At 72.9% G+C, this 15,313-nt stretch carries 16 protein-coding genes, 1 tRNA gene, 1 other RNA gene and 1 pseudogene; 9 read left to right on the top strand and 10 right to left on the bottom strand.

Features of this window, described 5'->3' with window-relative positions; genetic code table 11:
- Positions 1-4: 4 nt before the first annotated feature.
- Positions 5-301: a type II toxin-antitoxin system VapB family antitoxin gene (locus tag KRR39_RS18925; protein WP_216939001.1), complete on the bottom strand. Its 297-nt coding sequence runs from the start codon at positions 299-301 to the stop codon at positions 5-7.
- A gap of 48 nt (positions 302-349) precedes the next feature.
- On the opposite strand from KRR39_RS18925, the gene KRR39_RS18920 reads away from it, so the two are divergent.
- A complete protein-coding gene (locus tag KRR39_RS18920) occupies positions 350-1,948 on the top strand; it encodes a helicase HerA-like domain-containing protein (protein ID WP_216939000.1) in 1,599 nt (532 codons plus the stop codon).
- A gap of 3 nt (positions 1,949-1,951) precedes the next feature.
- Here KRR39_RS18920 and KRR39_RS18915 read toward each other — a convergent pair whose 3' ends face one another.
- The 7 genes from KRR39_RS18915 to KRR39_RS18885 form a co-directional block, all read right to left on the bottom strand.
- Positions 1,952-2,311 carry a YrdB family protein gene (locus tag KRR39_RS18915; protein ID WP_216938999.1) on the bottom strand — a complete coding sequence of 120 codons (360 nt, stop codon included), beginning with the start codon at positions 2,309-2,311 and terminating at the stop codon, positions 1,952-1,954.
- 32 nt (positions 2,312-2,343) lie between these two features.
- Positions 2,344-2,604 (bottom strand): hypothetical protein, encoded by a 261-nt coding sequence (locus KRR39_RS18910; RefSeq protein WP_216938998.1) that lies wholly within the window; start codon positions 2,602-2,604, stop codon positions 2,344-2,346.
- A 204-nt stretch (positions 2,605-2,808) separates the two neighbouring features.
- Positions 2,809-3,186: a hypothetical protein gene (locus KRR39_RS18905; RefSeq protein WP_254185261.1), complete on the bottom strand. Its 378-nt coding sequence runs from the start codon at positions 3,184-3,186 to the stop codon at positions 2,809-2,811.
- Positions 3,183-4,580, bottom strand: a complete 1,398-nt coding sequence (locus KRR39_RS18900; RefSeq protein ID WP_216938997.1) for a DUF4331 domain-containing protein — start codon at positions 4,578-4,580, stop codon at positions 3,183-3,185. Before KRR39_RS18900 ends, KRR39_RS18905 begins: the two co-directional genes overlap by 4 nt.
- Before the next feature lie 5 nt (positions 4,581-4,585).
- Positions 4,586-4,840: a twin-arginine translocation signal domain-containing protein gene (locus tag KRR39_RS18895; RefSeq protein ID WP_216938996.1), complete on the bottom strand. Its 255-nt coding sequence runs from the start codon at positions 4,838-4,840 to the stop codon at positions 4,586-4,588.
- A 113-nt stretch (positions 4,841-4,953) separates the two neighbouring features.
- Complete coding sequence (locus KRR39_RS18890; protein ID WP_216938995.1) at positions 4,954-6,057, bottom strand: PucR family transcriptional regulator; 1,104 nt, start codon at positions 6,055-6,057, stop codon at positions 4,954-4,956.
- Between the two features lie 287 nt (positions 6,058-6,344).
- Positions 6,345-6,884, bottom strand: coding sequence for a CGNR zinc finger domain-containing protein (locus KRR39_RS18885; protein WP_216938994.1), 540 nt, complete (start codon positions 6,882-6,884; stop codon positions 6,345-6,347).
- A 39-nt stretch (positions 6,885-6,923) separates the two neighbouring features.
- Between KRR39_RS18885 and KRR39_RS18880 the strand changes: the two genes are divergently transcribed.
- The gene (locus tag KRR39_RS18880) at positions 6,924-7,907 is read left to right on the top strand and encodes an EamA family transporter (protein ID WP_216938993.1); all 984 of its coding nucleotides are present in this window, start codon (positions 6,924-6,926) and stop codon (positions 7,905-7,907) included.
- 81 nt (positions 7,908-7,988) lie between these two features.
- On the opposite strand, the gene KRR39_RS18875 is transcribed toward KRR39_RS18880, so the two are convergent.
- A tRNA-Ser gene (locus KRR39_RS18875) sits at positions 7,989-8,076 on the bottom strand.
- An 85-nt stretch (positions 8,077-8,161) separates the two neighbouring features.
- Between KRR39_RS18875 and ffs the strand changes: the two genes are divergently transcribed.
- From ffs to KRR39_RS18840, 7 genes and pseudogenes are all read left to right on the top strand, one after another.
- Positions 8,162-8,254, top strand: an RNA gene (gene ffs, locus KRR39_RS18870) — signal recognition particle sRNA small type.
- 89 nt (positions 8,255-8,343) lie between these two features.
- Positions 8,344-10,377, top strand: a complete 2,034-nt coding sequence (locus tag KRR39_RS18865) for a DNA polymerase III subunit gamma and tau (RefSeq protein ID WP_216938992.1) — start codon at positions 8,344-8,346, stop codon at positions 10,375-10,377.
- Positions 10,378-10,404: 27 nt separating this feature from the next.
- Positions 10,405-10,779 (top strand): YbaB/EbfC family nucleoid-associated protein, encoded by a 375-nt coding sequence (locus tag KRR39_RS18860; protein ID WP_216938991.1) that lies wholly within the window; start codon positions 10,405-10,407, stop codon positions 10,777-10,779.
- 3 nt (positions 10,780-10,782) lie between these two features.
- Positions 10,783-11,379 carry a recombination mediator RecR gene (gene recR / locus KRR39_RS18855; RefSeq protein WP_216938990.1) on the top strand — a complete coding sequence of 199 codons (597 nt, stop codon included), beginning with the start codon at positions 10,783-10,785 and terminating at the stop codon, positions 11,377-11,379.
- Entirely contained in the window at positions 11,376-11,984 is a 609-nt protein-coding gene (locus tag KRR39_RS18850; protein WP_216938989.1) for a DUF5063 domain-containing protein, read from the top strand. Before recR ends, KRR39_RS18850 begins: the two co-directional genes overlap by 4 nt.
- Positions 11,985-12,132: 148 nt before the next feature.
- Complete coding sequence (locus tag KRR39_RS18845; RefSeq protein ID WP_216938988.1) at positions 12,133-13,401, top strand: aspartate kinase; 1,269 nt, start codon at positions 12,133-12,135, stop codon at positions 13,399-13,401.
- Positions 13,398-14,439, top strand: a pseudogene (locus KRR39_RS18840) (aspartate-semialdehyde dehydrogenase). The gene KRR39_RS18845 and the pseudogene KRR39_RS18840 overlap by 4 nt, the downstream one beginning before the upstream one ends.
- Here KRR39_RS18840 and KRR39_RS18835 read toward each other — a convergent pair.
- On the bottom strand, positions 14,440-15,264 hold the full coding sequence (locus KRR39_RS18835; RefSeq protein WP_216938987.1) for a hypothetical protein: 825 nt from the start codon (positions 15,262-15,264) through the stop codon (positions 14,440-14,442).
- Between the last annotated feature and the right edge of the window lie 49 nt (positions 15,265-15,313).

Here is a 15,313-nt window from a genome sequence, read left to right as displayed (position 1 = left end):
GCGATCAGGCCTCCACGACGAGCACGCGGGCGTGCAGCACGTGGCGCTGCTGCAGGGCCGCCCGCAGCGCGCGGTGCAGGCCGTCCTCGAGGTAGAGCTCGCCGTGCCACTCCACGACGTGCGCGAACAGGTCGCCGAAGAACGTCGAGTCCTCGTCGAGCAGGGCGGCGAGCTGCAGGGTGTCCTTGGTGGTGATCAGCTCGTCGAGGCGCACCTGGCGCGGGGGCAGGGCGGCCCAGTCCCGCGGGGCGAGGGCGTGGTCGGGGTACGGCCTGCCGTCACCGACGCGCTTGAAGATCACGCTGGCAAGCATAAGGCGCGGCCCCGCGGGGCTCGGTAGGGTGCGGGAGTGACCGCCCCGTCAGCAGAGCCGGACCCGATCCTCGCCGCCGTCACCGCGGGGTACGCCTTCGAAGGGCCGGCCCTGGAGCTCGGCGGTCTGCTGCTCGACGCGGACCGGCTCTCCGACGCGCGGGTCCGGATCCCGCTCGCGATGCTGAACCGGCACGGCCTGGTGGCCGGCGCGACCGGCACCGGCAAGACCAAGACCCTGCAGCTGCTCGCCGAGCAGCTCTCCGCGCACGGGGTCCCGGTGTTCGCCGCCGACATCAAGGGCGACCTGTCGGGGCTGTCGACCCCGGGCGAGGAGAACCCGAAGGTCTCCGCGCGGGCCGCCTCGGTCGGCCAGCAGTGGGCCGCGACCGGCTTCCCCGTGGAGTTCCTCGCGCTCGGCGGCGAGGGCACCGGCATCCCGCTGCGGGCCACCATGACGTCCTTCGGCCCGACCCTGCTGGCCAAGGTGCTCGGTCTCAACGACACACAGGAGTCCTCGCTCGGCCTGGTGTTCCACTACGCCGACGCGGCGGGGCTGCCGCTGCTCGACCTCGCCGACCTCCGCGCGGTCGTCTCCTTCCTCACCTCCGAGGAGGGCAAGGGCGACCTGAAGGACCTCGGCGGGCTGTCGTCCTCGACCGCGGGGGTGATCCTGCGCGAGCTGATCGGCTTCGCGGACCAGGGCGCCGACGCGTTCTTCGGCGAGCCGGAGTTCGACACCCGCGACCTGCTGCGCACCGACGCCTCCGGCCTCGGCCTGATCTCGCTCGTCGAGCTGCCGCACCTGCAGGACCGTCCGGCGCTGTTCTCCACGTTCCTGATGTGGCTGCTCGCCGACCTGTTCCACGACCTCCCCGAGCTCGGGGACCCCGACAAGCCGAGCCTGGTGTTCTTCTTCGACGAGGCGCACCTGCTGTTCGCCGACGCCTCCAAGGACTTCCTCCGGGCGATCACCCAGACCGTGCGGCTGATCCGCTCCAAGGGCGTGGGCGTCTTCTTCGTGACCCAGAGCCCGACCGACGTACCCGACGAGATCCTGGCTCAGCTCGGGTCACGGGTGCAGCACCAGCTGCGGGCGGCCACCCCGAACGACGCGAAGGCCCTGAAGGCGACCGTGAACACCTACCCGACCTCGTCCTACGCCGACCTCGGCACGGTGATCCTCTCGCTCGGGATCGGCGAGGCGGTGGTGACGGTGATGAACGAGCGCGGTGCGCCCACCCCGGTCGCCTGGACCCGGCTGCGCGCCCCCGAGTCGCGGATGGGGCCGGCCGACCCGGCGGCGATGACCGCGAGCGTGGCGGCCTCCGCGCTGACCCCGAAGTACGCCGAGGCGGTCGACCGGGACTCGGCCCGGGAGCGGCTCGCGGCACGGCTGGAGGCGGGCGCCGCGGCTGCCGAGAAGGAGAAGACGGCGAGCGCCGGGAAGCCGGCGCCGAGGACGGGTGAGGACCACCTGGACTACCCGACCGGCACGACCCGGGCGCCCTCGCGGAAGAAGCAGGACGCCGGGACCGTGCAGGACATCCTGAGGTCGCCGATGGCCCGGGACCTGGTGCGCACCGCCGCCCGCGAGATCGTGCGGGGCGTCTTCGGGGTCGGCCGTCGCCGGTGAGCCTCAGACCCGCAGCCGGCGTGCGGGCATGCTGAGCAGGTAGAGCAGCAGCATCGCCAGCGCCCAGCCGAGCGTGTCCGGCTGCGGCTCGGAGCGGGTGAGCAGCACGAACGCGGCCATGAACAGCACCAGCTCGACGCCGGCCCGGGCGGGGTCGGGCAGCCGGTGCGCCGCCCGGGGCGCGACCCAGCGGCCCCAGACCAGGGCGCCGGCGACCGGCAGGGCCACCGCCGCGACCAGCGACACCGGGTCGCTGCCGGAGAGGTTCCAGCCGCCCCAGGCCAGGGCGCCGAGCATCGCCAGCTCGGCGAGGAAGCGGAGCAGCAGCAGGGCCGACCTCGGGCCGGAGGGGCGTTCGTCCACGACGCCACTCTGCCCGACGCGGCCGCGCTACGTCAGGCGCACCAGCGGACCGCGTCGACGGCGAAGTCCGCGGGGGCGTGCACCCCGGCGAGGTCGGGCCGGTCGCGGAGCAGGGCGGTGAGGTCGCGGGCGCGGGCGGCGGCCCGGCGCTGGGCGGCCGCGGCGAGCCGTTCGGCCTTGGCCTTCTCGGCGTCGTAGCTCGCGTCGACCAGCGTCATCGCGGACCGCGGAGCGGGCCCGCGGGTGCGGCTGGTGGTGGCGGTCTCGGCGCTCTCGGCGATGGCGGCGGTCATGTGGGTCCCCCGGGAAAAGGTCGGTTGCTGACCAGTCCAGGGTGCGCGAGCCATGCGACGGGACCGTTACCCCGTGTGACAGGGAGAAGAAATATCGGCGTCCATGTGTGGCGAACTCGTGAACAACCCCGCGGGCCCCGGGAACGGCAGAGGTGGACGCCCCCCGTGGGACGTCCACCTCCGAGGAACCGGTACCCGGACGGCCTAGGGCCATTCCGCCTCGGTGACGGAGCCGCCCTTGACCTCGACGGTGAGCCGGACGGGCCCGCCGCCCTTCTCGTAGAGCTCGTAGGAGCCCTCGGTCAGGTCGCCGTACACGAGCGAGGGGACCAGCTCGTCCCCGACCGGACGGGCCACCACCGCGACGTGCGGGTAGTGGCCGTGGACGTCCCCACCGGCGGGCCGGATCTCGATCTCGACGCCGACCATCGAGGCCGGCGTCGAGACGACGAGCGCCCCGACGTCGTCCCCGATGTCGAGCAGCACCGAGCCCTGTCCCGCGAAGGGGTTCTCCGCGTCGACGTGACCCGGCCCGTGCGTGTGCCCGTGCTCGTGGCCGTGCTGGTGCAGGTGCTCGGTCACGGTGACGAGGTGGTCATGGACGAGCCCGGCTTGGTCTCGTACCCACCGTTCGGAGCGCCCAGGAACGGGAAGTGGTCCTTGTAGGCCGGGTTCTCGTTCGTCGTACCGTCCGTGACCTTGCTGGTCGCGCCGTCCGGGGTGAACGACTTGTCGACCAGCGGGATCGTGAGACCGGCGATGGCCCGCAGCTGGATGGTCGTCGTGTCGTCGACGACCCGGCGCCCGTTGGGGTAGCCGGCGGGATCCCCGGCCACCAGGCCCAGCGGGTTGGCCCGGTCCATCGGTGTCGGCGGGACGGCGACGTTCAGCCGGAGCATGTCCGACTCGACCGGTCCGGTGTAGTTCTGGAACCCGGGCACCACGCCGCTCGGGATGCCGGTCAGCAGGATCGCGTTCAGGTCCGCCCGCGGCTTGGTGTACTTCGCGAGGTTCGGGAACACCCCCGGGTAGAGCACCGGCAGCAGCCCGGCCAGCTCGGGGCGGTTGACGTACTTCGCGTAGGCCTTGTCGCCGGACGGGGAGTCCACGTTCCACTTGTCCTTCTCGGCCATCGGCACGATGACCTCGTTGAACAGCGGGCTGCCCAGGCGGGAGACCTGCTGCCAGGGGCCGTGGCCCTCGGTCTTGCCGGTCTTGGCGTTCAGGATGCGCGACTTGCGGCGGCTCGCGGTCGCCCAGACGCCGATCACCGCGCCCGGCGCCATCGCGTCGGTGGGCTTGTTGCCGTAGCGGCTGACCTCGCTGATCGGCACCTCGATCGCGATGGTGTGCACGTTGTAGGTCTTGGTGGAGTCCACCCCGTCCATCGCCTCGGCCGAGGGCACCAGGTGCGCCTGGGCGAACGGGCGCAGGGTGCCCAGGTCGAAGATGGCGCCCAGGTCGACGTGGAAGCCCTCGGCGCGCTGGCCGGCGAACACGGTGCGCATGCCGAGACGGTGCCGGGCGGGGCTGCCGAGGCTCTCCTCGTAGTTCGGCGTGCTGCGCGGCCCCACGTTGACCGGCGGGCAGCGCAGGTCGCGGCCGAGGACGGTCTTGCGGCCGTTCTTGATCCGGGTCACGGAGTAGAACTGGGGACGGTTCCACTGGGAGTCGCCGAGCGAGTTGATCCGCCCGGTGTTGTAGAGGAACGTCTTCTTGTTCCGGATCTCGGTGTGGAAGCGGAACTGGTAGACCACGTCCGCGGTGGCCTTGCCCTTGTTCGCGATCTTGATCTCGTAGAGCACGTCGTCGCCGAACTCGTAGAAGTTCGGGCCGCCGTCCGGCTTCTGCAGCGGGATGAAGTTCGCGATCAGCGTGACGTGCGTCGGCTTCTTCGGGCTGACGAAGGCGTAGACGTCGGTGTTGTCGGCAACCGGGTCCTTGGAGATCTCCGGTGCTTCGCGGTGTGAGGACATGTGGGTCAGCTCCCTGCTGCGTTGCGAAGACGGTTGACGAGGTCCCGGTCGTGCACGACGACCTCGCGCTCGTCGACCATGAGGGTCACCTCGTCGGAGGAACCGTCCGCCACGAACGCGACGATCGGCGACGTGGCGGCCTTGCCGTGCAGGCGGGTCTGGGCTGCGGAGGCTGCGGAGGGCACCAGGACGGTGGCCCCTGCGGCTGCCGCACCTGCCCCCGCGACGCCGATGAAGCGGCGTCGGGATGTGTCGCTCATGTGAGATCCCTTCGAGCGAGTCGTGGGTCGGCAGACCGTGTGATCTGCGCCATAGGCACATTCGCGCCGCGCGCCGGTTCGGACGGGTGCGCCGACCCGGCACCCCAACTGGTCTAGACCTCCGGGTGACGACGCTGCTCGTCGAGGCGGCGCATCGCCCACCAGACCGCGAACGAGTCCTCGGGCCGGTCCAGGCTGAGCCCGGTCGACTCGGTGAACGAGCGCAGCCGGTAGCGCAGCGTGTTGCGGTGCACGAACAGGACCTCGGCGGCCGCGTCGGTGCTGCCCTGGGCGGCGAACCAGGCGTGCAGCGTCGCGCGCAGGGCCTCCTGGCGGGCCTCGTCGAGGTGGCCGAAGCACTGCTCGACGAACGCGTCCCCGATCTCGGGGAGCAGGTGCACGGCGCGCAGCAGGCGTACGTCGTCGGCGTGCTGCGGCTCGTCGAGCCCGAAGGCCTCGGCCATCTCCCAGGCCAGCAGCGCCCCGTGGAACGAGGCGCGCAGGTCGCGGACCGGCACCCGGTCGCCGTACCCCACCGGGCAGCCCCAGGACTCGCCGGTCAGGGACGTGGCCACGCCGACGACCCGCTCGACCGTCGTGTCGTCGTACGACGCCAGCAGCCGTCCCGCGAGCGCCGGGTTGAGCGGGTGGTCCCCGCTGCCGGCGAGCACCACGCAGTAGCTGCCGGCGACGTCCAGCCCGAGCTCGGCGCACGCCTCGGCCGTCAGCTCGTCGGTGAGGTCCCCGCGGACCAGCCGGCGCAGGGCGGCCTGCGTGGAGGTCACGGCACGCCGGTCCGGCGACTCGGTCCAGGCCCGGTGACCGGCGGCCAGCGCGGCGGCCGCGTCGTCGCAGTGCACCCAGACCGCCCGGGTCAGCTCCAGGGACGCCATCGAGTCCACGCCGCGCTGGCGGGCGATCTCCAGCATCGTGTCGATCGTGACCCGGGCGACGATCCGGAAGCCGGCGAGCATCGCGTCGACGTCGACGCCCTCCTCGGCGCGCACCGCGCCGATCGCCCGGAGCGCGTCACCCTCCAGGCCGTCCCGGTCGACGCCGTCGCGCACCGACGCGACCGCCAGCGACATCGCCCCGGCGATGTCTGCCCGCATCCGCTCGGAGTCCAGCGTGCGGAACGCCGGCACCTCCGCCCGCACCTGCGCGACCGCCTCGTCGACGACCCGGTCGACGGGGAAGTCCTCGAGCAGGTCGAGCACGACCCGCTGCAGGCGAGGGTTCAGCGTGACTCCTTGTGCGCCCGGACAACCCCCGCGGCCCAAGTCTGTCGCATCGACAGTGTCGAGGGGAACCGTCGGAGGTCATCCTGGGTAAAGGGCCTCCATGGCCCCGGGACCCGCCCGAAGCCCCCCACGTGGCCGGTCCCTGCTCTGCCCGTCGGCCCGATTTCCCCCCGGTCCGGTCGCCGAGCAGAGGGTGCCTGCCCCGGGGAGGGGGTGGGCACCACGCGACGACGCCCCGGTCCCCCCACCGGGGCGCCGCCGTTTCACCGCGGTGCGGCCTGCCGGGCGCGGTAGGCGGCCACCGCGTTGCGGTTCGCGCAGAGCGTGCTGCAGAAGCGCCGCGACCGGTTGCGGGACAGGTCGACGACCACCCCCTCGCACTCGTCGTCCGCGCACACCCCGAGGCGGGACAGCTCGCCGGCGCGGACGACGTCGATCATCGCCATCCCGGTCTCGGCCTTGACCCGGGTGACCAGGTCGGCCTGCGCGGGCGTCGCGTGCACGTGCCAGTCGAACTGGTCGTGCCGGACCAGCCGGGGGACCGCGTGCGCCTCGACGAGCATCGTGTTGACCAGCTCCACGGTCCGCTCGAGGTCGCTGGTGAGGACCTCGAGGAGCAGCGGCCGGAGCGCGCGGACCGCCTCGAGCTCCTCCGGCGTGCCGTCGCGGCGGCCGGTGTAGGAGTAGGCACCGAACCACGCGTCGAGCTGCGCGACCGTGGTCAGCGTGTCCGGGGGCAGCCCGCTGTTGGCCAGCCACACGGCGGACCGGAGCGCCTCCTCCGTGTCATGTGCAAAAACCATGTTGACATGTTACACGGCCCGCGGCTAACGTCACATGCCATGAGTTCTTTCGCCAATGACGCCGCGGTGCGGGCCGGGACCCGTGGCGCGCCGCGCTCCCGGACCGCCGCCGGTCTCGGGCTGGCGGTGCTGTCGGCCGTGTCCTTCGGGATGTCCGGCGCGCTGGCCGGCGGGCTCCTGGACACGGGCTGGAGCCCGGGCGCGATCGTCCTGGTCCGGATGGGGCTGGCCGCACTCGTGGTCGTCCCGTTCGGGCTCCGCGCGCTGGGCGGACGGTGGGGGCTGCTGCGCCGCAACGCCCGGCTGGTGGTCACCTACGGGCTCCTGGCCGTCGCCGCGGCCCAGTTCTGCTTCTTCGCAGCGGTGTCCTACATGCCGGTCGCACCCGCCCTGCTCATCGAGTACACCGCCCCGGCGGCGGTCGTCGGCTGGCTCTGGCTGCGGCACGACCAGCGGCCCGGGCCGGTGACGGTCCTCGGTGCCGTCCTGGCCGCAGGAGGCCTGGTGCTGGTCCTCGGTGTGCTGGCCGGCGCCGACGTCAGCCTGCCCGGAGTGGCGTGGTCGCTCGGCGCCATGGTCGGCGCCGCGAGCTACTTCGTGATCTCGGCCGACGAGGACAACGGACTGCCGCCCCTGGTGCTCGCCGGCGGGGGCCTGGTGGTGGGCACGGTCGCGCTCGGGCTGCTCGGCCTGACCGGTCTGCTGCCGATGCGGGCCGGCACCGCAGCCACGGCGTACGCCGACCGGGCCGTCGCCTGGTGGGTCCCGCTCGTCGTCCTCGGCCTGGTCACGGCGGCGCTGGCCTACACGACCGGGATCGGCGCCGGGCGCCGGCTCGGGTCCCGGCTGGCGTCGTTCGTGGCGCTGCTCGAGGTGCTGGCCGCCGTCGGCTTCGCGTGGCTGCTCCTGGGCCAGCTGCCGGGGCCCGCGCAGCTGCTCGGCGGCCTGCTCATCCTGGCCGGCGTCGTGGCGGTCAAGCTCGGCGAGCGCACCGCGGTCCGTCCGGAGCCCGTCTGCGCCTGAGCCGGACGGCCGAACGCCGGCCCGACCCCGGGGGATTCCCTCGGGTTCGGGCCGGCGTTCGTGCTGGTCGACCCAGCTGCCTGGCGGAGGATAGGGGATTCGAACCCCTGAGGGCGTTAACCCAACCCGCTTTCCAAGCGAGCGCCATAGGCCACTAGGCGAATCCTCCGCCGGAGAGGCTACCGGTCGGGACCGGTGGAGATGAAATCCCCCCCGACTTGGGCCCTTCCGGCGCTCTCACCTAGACTCCTGGGCAACCCCCCGTGCGGCGATATCTCGCCCAACTCCCCCAGGGCCGGAAGGCAGCAAGGGTCAGTGAGCTCTGTCGGGTGCGCGGGGGGGCCTTTCGCTGTCCGGACGCCGTGCGGGTGACCGGCCCCGTCCCCGGCCGGACGGCGCCCTACCGGCTGTCGGACCGGCTGGTTAGGGTTCAGGCGTGGAAGCACCGCTCGCCCTCTACCGCCGCTACCGGCCCGAGACGTTCGCCGAGGTCATCGGCCAGGAGCACGTCACGACGCCGCTGCGCGCGGCCCTGAACAACAACCGGGTGAACCACGCCTACCTGTTCTCCGGCCCGCGCGGCTGCGGCAAGACCACCAGCGCCCGGATCCTGGCCCGCTGCCTCAACTGCGAGCAGGGGCCGACCGACGACCCGTGCGGGGTCTGCCGGTCCTGCACCGACCTGGCGCGGGGCGGCCCCGGCTCGATCGACGTCATCGAGATCGACGCGGCCAGCCACGGTGGCGTGGACGACGCCCGCGACCTGCGCGAGCGGGCGTTCTTCGCCCCGGTGAGCAGCCGCTACAAGGTCTACATCATCGACGAGGCGCACATGGTCACCCCGCAGGGCTTCAACGCCCTGCTCAAGCTCGTCGAGGAGCCGCCCGAGCACCTCAAGTTCGTGTTCGCGACCACCGAGCCCGAGAAGGTGATCGGCACCATCCGCTCGCGGACCCACCACTACCCGTTCCGGCTGATCCCGCCGCGCACGCTGTCGGACTACCTGCGCGAGCTGTGCACCAAGGAGGGCGTGGAGGTCGACGCGGCCGCCCTGCCCCTGGTGGTCCGCGCCGGCGGCGGCTCCGCCCGGGACACCCTCTCCGTGCTCGACCAGCTGATGGGCGGCGCGGGCCCCGAGGGCGTCACCTACGAGCTCGCCACCGGGCTGCTCGGGTTCACCCCCGACACCCTGCTCGACGAGGTCGTCGACGCCTTCGCCGCCGGGGACGGCGCCACCGTGTTCGGCGCCGTCGACAAGGTGATCGAGACCGGCCAGGACCCGCGCCGGTTCACCGAGGACCTGCTGCGCCGGCTCCGCGACCTGGTGATCATCTCCGCCGTGCCCGACGCGCCCGCCACCGGCCTGATCGACGTACCGCAGGACCAGGGGGAGCGGCTCACCGCCCAGGCGGCGCGCTTCGGCCGGGCCGACCTGAGCCGGTCCGCCGAGCTGGTCGCCGACGGCCTGACCGAGCTCAAGGGCGCCACCGCGCCGCGGCTGCTGCTCGAGCTGATCTGCGCGCGGGTGCTGCTGCCCGGTGCCTACCACGGCACCGAGGGCGTGATGGCGCGCCTCGACCGGATCGAGAAGCGGATGGCCATCGAGGGCGTGCCCAGCGCCGCCGCCGCGCCCCGAGCACCCGCCCCGCAGCCCGTCGCCCGGCCGGTCCAGGCTGCCGTGGCCGCTCCCGAGCCCCCGGCGGTCGAGCCGGTCGAGACCACTCCGGTGCCCCGACCCCCGGTGGTCGAGCCTGTGGTGGCCGCTTCCGAGACCCGGGTGGTCGAGCCGGTTCATACCGCTCCCGAGGCCGCCCCCGAGTCCGCGGTGGTCGAGCCGGTCGAGACCGCCCCGGAGCCCGCCCCGGCCGCCGCCGGTACGTCGAGCGGCCTCGGCCTCGTCGACGTGCGCCGCCTGTGGCCCGACCTGCTGGAGGCGGTGAAGCTCAAGCGCCGCTACACCTGGATCCTGCTCAGCCAGAACGGCCAGGTGGTCGCGGTCGACGACAAGACGATGACCGTCGCGTTGGTCAACGCCGGCGCCCGCAACTCGTTCACCAGCGGCGGCAGCGAGGAGATCCTGCGGCAGGCGGCGATCGACGTGATCGGCCACGACTGGCGCATCGAGGCGATCGTGGACCCGTCGGCCCAGCCCGGCGCCGAGCCGCCGCTCACCGTCACCCGCCCCGCGGTCGCGGAGCAGCCGGCCCCGCCGGAGCGCCCCGCGCCGCCGACAGCGACCGCCCCGGAAGCGGCCCCCCGCCGTCCGGTCGATCCGGAGTCCATCGCCACCGCGCGCGGCGCGATCCAGGACACCCGGCCCGCCGGAAACCCTCGTCTGGGGCCGCCGGACGACTCCGACGAGCACGCCCACCGCGACGACCCCGATGCCGACGACCACTCCCTCGGCGGTGCGCAGCTCCTCGAGCGGGAGCTCGGTGCGAGCATCATCGAAGAGATCAAGCACGACTGACGCCATGACCGACCCGAGAGAGACGCGATGACTGAGAACCAGAACCCCTTCGGCGACGGCGGGTTCGACATCAACAGCCTGCTCCAGCAGGCGCAGCAGATGCAGGAGCAGATGGCTGCCGCCCAGCAGGAGCTCGCGGCGGCCACCGTCGTCGGCACCGTCGGCGACGGCCTCGTGACGGTCACCGTCAACGGCACCGGCGAGCTGGTCGGGGTGAAGATCCGCAAGGACAGCTTCGACCCGTCCGACACCGAGGACCTCGAGGACCTGATCGTCGCGGCCTACCGCGACGCGGCCGGCCAGGCCCAGGCGCTCGCCGCGGAGAAGATGGGGCCGCTGGCCGGCGGTCTCGGTGGCGAGCCCGGTCCGGAGGGCGGTCCCGGGCTCTCGCTCGGCTTCTAGGACATGTACGAAGGTGTCGTCCAGGACCTGATCGACGAGCTCGGTCGACTCCCCGGCGTGGGGCCCAAGAGCGCACAACGCATCGCCTTCCACCTGCTCCAGGCCGACCCGGTCGACGTACGCCGGCTGGCGCAGGTGCTGGTCGAGGTCAAGGAGCGGGTGCGGTTCTGCGCGGTCTGCGGCAACGTCGCGGAGGAGGAGACCTGCCGGATCTGCCGCGACCAGCGGCGCGACCCCTCGGTCATCTGCGTGGTCGAGGAGTCCAAGGACGTGGTGGCCGTCGAGCGCACCCGGGAGTTCCGGGGGCGCTACCACGTGCTCGGCGGGGCGATCTCGCCCATCGACGGCATCGGTCCGGACGACCTGCGGATCCGCGAGCTGATGACCCGGCTGGCCGACGGGGTGGTCACCGAGGTCATCCTGGCCACCGACCCGAACCTCGAGGGCGAGGCGACCGCGACGTATCTCACGCGGCTGCTGCGCCCGATGGGCTTGCGCGTGACGCGACTTGCGAGTGGACTTCCCGTAGGCGGGGACCTGGAGTACGCCGACGAGGTCACGCTCGGGCGGGCCTTCGAAGGGAGACGATCGGTCGAATGAGCGACATCACCACGGGTGCGGCGACGACCACGGTCGAGCCGCACAGCGACTTCGAGGACTTCGCGCAGCAGATCGCCGACCACGTCGGCAGCTTCCTGCTCGCGCTGCGCGCCATCTCCCAGGGCGAGGCGGGCGGCAGCGCGATCCCGCTGCTGCTGCTCGAGACCAGCCAGATCCTGCTCGCCGGCGGCCGGCTCGGGGTGCACTCCGACTTCACCCCCGCCGACGAGTACGAGCCGGACCCGGGCCCGGACCCCGACCTCGACGCCCTGCGGCTGCGGCTCGCGGTGCTCCTGGAGAGCGTCGACGCCTACAGCGAGGTCTTCGACCCCTACGTCGACCCGCCCGAGATCGTGTCGTCGCTGCTGTCGGACGACCTGACCAGCATCGCGACGGCGCTCGCCCACGGCCTGCAGCACTACCGCGCGGGCCGGGTCAGCGAGGCGCTGTGGTGGTGGCAGTTCTCCTACGTCTCCTCGTGGGGCAACGAGGCCAGCGGGGTGCTGCGCGCCCTGCAGTCCGTGGTCGCCCACGACCGGCTGGACGCCGAGTTCGAGAGCGAGCAGGACCAGGTCGCCGCCGCCGACGAGCTGCTCACGCCGTAGATCCTCCTGCCGCACCACCCGGTGCGGGCAGCGCACCGGAAATCCTCCGGCGACCGTCGTCTTGCCATCCGTCGCCCGGCGCCGGCGTCGTGCGCCGCGTCGCTAGAATCCACCCGTCCCTCCGACCGGTCGAAGCAGAGGAAGTTCCGTGGGCATTGTCGTGCAGAAGTACGGCGGCTCGTCGGTCGCGAACGCCGACGGCATCAAGCGGGTCGCCCAGCGGATCGTGGACGCCAAGCGGGACGGCCACGACGTCGTGGTCGTGGTCTCGGCGATGGGGGACACCACCGACGAGCTGATCGACCTCGCCGAGCAGGTCTCCCCGCTCCCGGCCGGCCGGGAGCTCGACATGCTGCTGACCGCCGGCGAGCGGATCTCGATGGCGCTGCTGGCGATGGCCATCGGCAACCTCGGCCAGGAGGCCCGGTCGTTCACCGGCAGCCAGGCGGGCGTGATCACCGACGGCACGCACGGCAAGGCCAAGATCATCGACGTCACCCCGGGCCGGATCGAGAAGGCCCTCGAGCTGGGGGCGGTGGCGATCGTCGCCGGCTTCCAGGGGGTCAGCCAGGACACCAAGGACATCACCACGCTCGGGCGCGGTGGCTCGGACACGACCGCGGTCGCGCTCGCCGCGGCCCTCAAGGCGGACGTCTGCGAGATCTACAGCGACGTCGACGGCGTCTTCACCGCCGACCCGCGGATCGTGCCCAGCGCCCGCAAGCGCGAGCGGATCTCCTACGAGGAGATGCTGGAGATGGCGGCGTGCGGCGCGAAGATCCTGCACCTGCGCTGCGTGGAGTACGCCCGCCGCTACGACATGCCGATCCACGTGCGGTCGTCGTTCAACAAGCTGACCGGCACCTGGATCACCGACCAGAAGGACAACGACACCATGGAGCAGGCGATCATCGCGGGCGTGGCCCACGACCGCAGCGAGGCCAAGATCACCGTCGTCGGCGTGCCGGACCGGGTCGGTGAGGCGGCCCGCATCTTCGAGGCACTGGCCGACTCCGCGGTCAACCTCGACATGGTGGTCCAGAACGTCTCCGCGGCGTCCACGAACCTCACCGACATCTCCTTCACGCTGCCCCGTGACGACGGCCAGACCGCGATGTCCGCGCTGGCCCGGATCCAGGACGAGGTCGGTTACGACTCGCTGCTCTACGACGACCAGATCGGCAAGGTCTCCTTGATCGGCGCCGGCATGCGGTCGCACCCGGGGGTGACGGCCCGCTTCTTCGCCGCGCTCGCCGGTGCCGGGGTGAACATCGAGATGATCTCCACCTCGGAGATCCGGATCTCGGTGATCGTCGACGAGGCGCAGGTCGACGACGCCGTCACGGCCACGCACACCGCCTTCGACCTCGACTCCGAGGACGTCGAGGCGGTCGTCTACGGCGGGACCGGGCGATGAGCGGCGTACGGATCGGCATCGTCGGCGCCACCGGCCAGGTGGGCGCGGTGATGCGCCGGATCCTGCTCGAGCGCGGCTTCCCGGTCTCCGAGATCCGGTTCTTCGCCTCCGCCCGGTCCGCCGGCTCGATGATCACCTGGGGCGAGCGGGACGTGGTCGTCGAGGACGCCGAGACCGCCGACCCCGCCGGCCTGGACATCGCGCTGTTCTCCGCCGGTGCCGGGACCTCCCGGCTGCTCGCCCCGCGGTACGCCGCGGCGGGTGCCGTCGTGGTCGACAACTCCTCGGCCTGGCGGATGGACCCCGACGTCCCGCTCGTCGTGAGCGAGGTGAACCCGGCCGCCGTACGCCTGGCGCGGAAGGGCATCATCGCCAACCCGAACTGCACCACGATGGCCGCGATGCCGGTGCTCAAGCCGCTGCACGACGAGGCCGGGCTGGTGCGGCTGGTGGTCAGCACCTACCAGGCCGTGTCCGGCAGCGGGCTGGCCGGCGTCGAGGAGCTGGCCGGCCAGGTCGCCGCGGTCGGGGACCGCGGCCCGCTGCTCACCCACGACGGCGCGGCGGTCGAGATGCCCGCGCCGGCGAAGTACGTCCGTCCGATCGCGTTCAACGTGCTGCCGATGGCCGGGTCGGTGGTCGACGACGGCAGCGACGAGACCGACGAGGAGCAGAAGCTCCGCAACGAGAGCCGCAAGATCCTCGACATCCCGGACCTGCGGGTCTCTGGCACCTGCGTGCGGGTGCCGGTCTTCACCGGTCACTCGCTCTCGGTGAACGCCGAGTTCGCGTCGGCGCTGCCGGCCAAGCGCGCGGCCGAGATCCTCGCCTCCGCACCGGGGGGTCCTGCTGTCCGACGTCCCCACCCCCCTGCAGGCGGCCGGCCAGGACCCGAGCTTCGTCGGCCGGATCCGTCAGGACAGCGGTGTCGACGGGGAACGCGGCCTCGCGCTGTTCGTCACCGGGGACAACCTACGCAAGGGCGCGGCGCTCAACACCGTGCAGATCGCCGAGCTGGTCGCGGCCGACCGGGGCTGATCAGCGCACGTCGTGCGCGGGACCCCGCTCCGGTGGGGTCTCGACGTGCAGGTGGGTGACCCACCGGGCGAGTGCGTACGCCGCGGCCCCCATGACCGGCACGGCCAGGAACGTCCACGCCGAGAACAGCGCCTCCTGCGGGACGAGCAGGACCACGACGGCCAGCACTCCGACGGCGAGCAGGCTCGTGCCGCGCGGCTCGGAGACGCGCAGCGCGGCCAGCACGACGCTGCCGAGCAGCACCATCAGGCCCAGGATGACGACCAGCAGCAGCAGACCGGGACCGCCGCAGGACTCGGTGCCCCGCACCGCCTCGCAGCCGCGCAGGGAGAGATAGGTCAGCAGGGCGCCGGCGAGCCCGACCAGCGCGCCGGTCACCAGCGCGGCGACCCCGCCGGCCGGCGGCGGCAGCCGGGGCCGGCGCCGGGCGGTCCGGTGCCCGGGGGCCTCCGGTGCCGGCCCGGGCCCGGCTCCGTGCTCCGGTGCGACGGCGGTGTCCTCGAGCCACGACTCGTCCGGTTCGGCGGACGGCTGCGCGGGCTCCGGCGCGCGCACCACGAAGGGCGCGGTCTCGGCAGGCTCGGCGGCCCGCTCAGCGGGCGCGACCGGTGGGGTGACCGGCCGGGTGAGCGGCTGGGCGACCGGTGGGGCGACCGGTTGGGCAGGCGCGGCCGGCCCGCCGTCCCGTGGCTGCACCTCGTCGCCCGTCGTGCTCCGGGAGCGGGCGCGCCGCCGGCCGAAGCCGGGCAGCTTCAGCGACGGGAGCTCGAGCTTCGAGGTGTCCGAGGAGCGCTCGTCCCCGTCGTCGGTCGGCGCGTCAGGCATGCGTCGCAGTGTGCCAGAGCGGTCGGGGTCGCCGGAGCATCGCCGGGCC

Origin of the sequence: Nocardioides panacis (assembly GCF_019039255.1) — a bacterium.
Taxonomy (GTDB): Bacteria; Actinomycetota; Actinomycetes; order Propionibacteriales; family Nocardioidaceae; genus Nocardioides_B; species Nocardioides_B panacis.
Note: the sequence above shows the minus strand (reverse complement) of the source record. Positions and strands in the feature narration are given on the sequence as shown.

Bases quoted from the DNA above. Each gene is read 5' to 3' on its own strand.
- KRR39_RS18910 (WP_216938998.1), bottom strand. From the start codon at position 2,604: ATGACCGCCGCCATCGCCGAGAGCGCCGAGACCGCCACCACCAGCCGC.
- KRR39_RS18900 (WP_216938997.1), bottom strand. From the start codon at position 4,580: ATGTCCTCACACCGCGAAGCACCGGAGATCTCCAAGGACCCGGTTGCC.
- KRR39_RS18895 (WP_216938996.1), bottom strand. From the start codon at position 4,840: ATGAGCGACACATCCCGACGCCGCTTCATCGGCGTCGCGGGGGCAGGT.
- KRR39_RS18885 (WP_216938994.1), bottom strand. From the start codon at position 6,884: ATGGTTTTTGCACATGACACGGAGGAGGCGCTCCGGTCCGCCGTGTGG.
- KRR39_RS18880 (WP_216938993.1), top strand. From the start codon at position 6,924: ATGAGTTCTTTCGCCAATGACGCCGCGGTGCGGGCCGGGACCCGTGGC.
- KRR39_RS18860 (WP_216938991.1), top strand. From the start codon at position 10,405: ATGACTGAGAACCAGAACCCCTTCGGCGACGGCGGGTTCGACATCAAC.
- recR (WP_216938990.1), top strand. From the start codon at position 10,783: ATGTACGAAGGTGTCGTCCAGGACCTGATCGACGAGCTCGGTCGACTC.
- KRR39_RS18850 (WP_216938989.1), top strand. From the start codon at position 11,376: ATGAGCGACATCACCACGGGTGCGGCGACGACCACGGTCGAGCCGCAC.
- KRR39_RS18835 (WP_216938987.1), bottom strand. From the start codon at position 15,264: ATGCCTGACGCGCCGACCGACGACGGGGACGAGCGCTCCTCGGACACC.